This is a genomic window from Shewanella sp. SM32 (assembly GCF_025654235.1).
In the GTDB taxonomy this organism is placed as follows: domain Bacteria; phylum Pseudomonadota; class Gammaproteobacteria; order Enterobacterales; family Shewanellaceae; genus Shewanella; species Shewanella oncorhynchi.
The window spans coordinates 1-1,013 of record NZ_JAKKRO010000157.1; the positions used below are offsets into that span (position 1 = coordinate 1).

Genomic DNA, 1,013 nt, shown 5'->3' on the forward strand with positions numbered 1-1,013 from the left:
TTTCGACCTAACTCAGTCAAGGTCAGTGTCTTACATTCAATCAGTGCCTTAGAGGCCAGCATCAAGCTGTTTAATCGTTTTAGGTGAAGTTCTGGGCAGTATTGGTGTAAAGAATGTTGTAGGATATTGGCTTCGCGCATCTTGTTGTCCAAGTGTAGTTTTTAGCGAAACCATTTGATCATGCAACAAGATGCGCTTCCACCCTAATTTGATGATTTATTTGTAAATCATCAGGGGATTCTTCAGCACCTTGCAGTTCTGGTGAGAATCCAGGTAATAGGTTGATGCCTTCTTCAAGGGCAAGGAAATAACGTTGAACAGAACCGCCCCATATTTCACCTGGCACCATACATAACACGCCTGGTGGGTAAGGGAGCGCGCCTTCTGCTGCAATTCTTCCTTCAATTTGCGAGAGTGGGACTAATTCTACTTTGCCACGAATAAACTCTAGGTTTGCTTCCTGCGGGTCCATCACTTTTGTAGGGAAATGTGCTTTACGGAACATTTCTTTCTGCAGTTGTTTTACGTCATGGCTGACATAAAGATTGTGCATTTCTTGGCAGAGTTGACGGATAGAATAGTCTTTATAACGGGCTTTATTGGCGTTATAAACGTTAGGTAATACTTCAGATAATGGCGCATCTTCATCGACTAATTTCTCGAAACGAGATATTTGTGATACCAGATGTTGCATCTTGGCCATATCTTCCGCAGGTGTCATCAGGAATAAAATCGAATTCAAGTCGCACTTCTCTGGAATAATAGTAAGCGTAACGCCAACCACACCTTGCGGTGTGGCTGGTGATCAGTAAGGCAGGAGTTGCTGTAGTTTCTCTTGGGTGTTGGCTTTGGGTAGCTCGGTTAATAAGCGGCATAGGTAATCATACGGCTCCAGTCCGTTGATTTTTGAGGTCTCGACCAGGCTGTACAGTGCCGCACTGGCTTGTGCTCCCGTCTTGGTATTGGCGAACAACCACGCCTTGCGACCAATCACGAACGGTTTGATGGCGCGC

Annotated in this window: 1 protein-coding gene and 2 pseudogenes; all 3 read right to left on the reverse strand. The window is 45.2% G+C overall.

Annotated elements, in window-relative coordinates:
- Nucleotides 1-140: pseudogene (locus tag L5M10_RS23875) on the reverse strand (IS4 family transposase); the annotation flags it as partial.
- 38 nt (nucleotides 141-178) lie between these two features.
- Nucleotides 179-763, reverse strand: a pseudogene (locus L5M10_RS23880) (ornithine decarboxylase); the annotation flags it as partial.
- A gap of 42 nt (nucleotides 764-805) precedes the next feature.
- The coding region (locus L5M10_RS23885) for a transposase domain-containing protein (protein WP_263197534.1) at nucleotides 806-1,013 on the reverse strand (208 nt) is incomplete at its 5' end.